The following is a 2,562-nucleotide window of genomic DNA, read 5'->3' on the forward strand; positions in this document are numbered from 1 at the left end:
CCGATGCAGGTGAAGTCGAGCCGGTTGCCGCCGCCGATATTGCCGTAGAGGATACGCCCGACATGCAGCGCGACGCCGAAACGAAAACGCTCGACGGCGTCGCCGACCGGATAGTTCAGATTGGCGACGCTGGCGCGGGATTCGTGGGCGGCCTCCAGCACGCGCGAGCAGACCTGCTGCTCGTCGCCGACATATTCGTCGATCGGGAACACCGCGAGCAGCCCGTCGCCCATGTACTTCAACACCTCGCCGCCATGGTTCTTGATCGCGCTGACCTGGCAATCGAAATACCGGTTCAGGATGTCGACGACGGTTTCGGCCGGCAGCCGGTCCGACAGCGCCGTGAAGCCGCGCAGGTCGGAGAGCCAGATCGCGGCATTCATCGTCTCGGTGTGGCCGCGCCTGATCTGTCCGCCCATGATCCGCTCGCCGGCGCTGTTGCCGACATAGGTGTCGAGCAGGCTCGCAGCCATGCGGCTCAGACTGAGAATCTCGACGACCCGCGCCAGCGGCTTCGCGAGGCTCCGCAGCGCGGCCAGTTGCTCCTCCGTGAAACCGCCCGGCTGTCTGGTGGTCCAGCTCGATGCGTTCACCGTGCCGCCGATGAACGGCAGCGGCAGCGCGACATAATCGGTGACGCCTTCGGCGCGCAGTTCCTCGATGATCGGAAAACGCCTGCTGGCGGGATCGTCAACGCGGGCCCGAACCTCGAGTCCCTGCCGGAACACGATGATCAGCGGGCTGGTGTGAAAATCCGGTGACTCCAGGATGTGGTAATCGACCGAGCCGAGTTCGACTTCGGCGCCCGGCTTCCAGATGAAACTGCGGCCGTAGATTTCGGGATGCAGCGTGCGGACGAAGACGCCGACGCGCCACAGCGGCAGGCCCGCCGCGACCATTTGCTCGCAGCACTCGGCCATGAATCCGGTCGGGCTGGTCGCCGAGCGCCCGCCGTCGATCAGCCAGTCGTTCAGATTCTGCAGCTCTGCGGCATTCATGGCGCGGGTATTTGCCGCGCAACTCCCCGAAACGTCAAGCGCGCGCCACCACGACAGGTGGCGTGACCCGGCGACGGAGCTGCGCTAGCCTTGCGGGGCAAAAACAAAAAGGAAACGTCAAAGTGTACGACTACATCATCGTCGGCGGCGGGTCGGCAGGCTCGGTCATGGCCCACCGCCTCTCCGCCAGAAGCGCCAACAAGGTCCTGCTCTGCGAAGCAGGCCAGGACACGCCGCCAGGCAACGAACCGAAAGAGATCCGCGACAGCTATCCGGGAACGGCGTATTTCGATCCGCGCTTCCACTGGACCGAACTCAAGGTCACCACCCAGGTCGTCAGTCACAACAATCCCGATGAAAGCCGGCCGCCGCTGCGCAAATACGAGCAGGCGCGCGTGCTGGGCGGCGGGTCCTCGATCAACGGCCAGATGGCCAATCGCGGCGCGCCGACCGATTACAATGAGTGGGATGCGCGCGGCGCCACCGGCTGGAGCTGGAACGACGTGCTGCCTTTTTTCAGGAAGGTCGAGCACGACCTCGATTTCGACGGTCCGTACCACGGCAAGGACGGCCGCATCCCGGTCCGCCGCATTCCGCAAGCGCACTGGACCAAGCATTCGCAGGCGATGGCGGAGGCCTGCAGGCAGGCCGGCTTCAAGTTCCTGCCCGACCAGAACGGCGAGTTCGTCGACGGCTACTTCCCGGTGACGCATTCCAACCAGGATGAGCAACGCGTCTCGGCCGCCATGGGCTATCTCGATCGCGAGACGCGCAAGCGCGCCAACCTGACGATATCGACCAACACGCAAGTGAAGGAGCTGGTGTTCGAAGGCACGCAATGCGTCGGCGTCAAGGCGCTGGTCCATGGCCAGGAACAGGAGTTCCGCGGCCGCGAAATCATCCTCTCCTGCGGCGCTATACATTCACCGGCGCATCTGCTGCGCGCCGGCATCGGGCCGGTCGGGCATCTCAAAGACATGGGCATTCCGGTGCTGGCGGGCCTCGCCGGCGTCGGCCAGCGACTGATGGACCATCCCTCGATCTCGCTGTCCTCCTATGTCCGCCGCGGCGCGCGCATGAACGAGCACACCCGACGCCACATGCAGATGGGGCTGCGTTACTCATCGGGTCTCCCGGGCATTCCCGCCGGCGACATGTTCGTCGTCGTCATCACCAAATCGGCCTGGCATTCGGTCGGCGAACAGATCGGCTCGCTGCTCACCTTCGTCAACAAGACCTATTCGGAAACCGGTCAGGTCAAGCTTGCGTCGCGCGACCCGCGTGAAGAGCCGATCGTCGAGTTCAACCTGCTGTCGGACAGGCGCGACCTCGACCGGCTGATGAGCGGCTTCCGCAAGATGGCGGGCCTGCAGATGAGCGCGCCGCTCAAGGCGGTGACCGACAAGCCGTTCCCGGCTGCCTATTCCGACCGCGTGCGCAAGATCGGCGTGGTCAACACCAGGAACAAGATCCTCACCGCCATCGCCGCCAGGCTGATGGACGGGCCGGCGGCGCTGCGCCACTACATGATCGACAATTTCGTCGTCGAAGGTTTTACGTTCGA

The 2,562-nt window shown here is 64.7% G+C and carries 2 protein-coding genes; one reads left to right on the plus strand and one right to left on the minus strand.

Features of this window, described 5'->3' with window-relative positions; translation table 11 throughout:
- Positions 1-998: adenylate/guanylate cyclase domain-containing protein (locus V7E26_RS29850; RefSeq protein WP_324422976.1), on the minus strand; the 998-nt coding region annotated here is incomplete at its 3' end.
- A 122-nt stretch (positions 999-1,120) separates the two neighbouring features.
- On the opposite strand from V7E26_RS29850, the gene V7E26_RS29855 reads away from it, so the two are divergent.
- On the plus strand, positions 1,121-2,562 hold a 1,442-nt coding region (locus V7E26_RS29855; RefSeq protein WP_324422977.1), incomplete at its 3' end, for a GMC family oxidoreductase.

Origin of the sequence: Bradyrhizobium sp. (assembly GCF_036735945.1) — a bacterium.
Classification (GTDB): domain Bacteria; phylum Pseudomonadota; class Alphaproteobacteria; order Rhizobiales; family Xanthobacteraceae; genus Bradyrhizobium.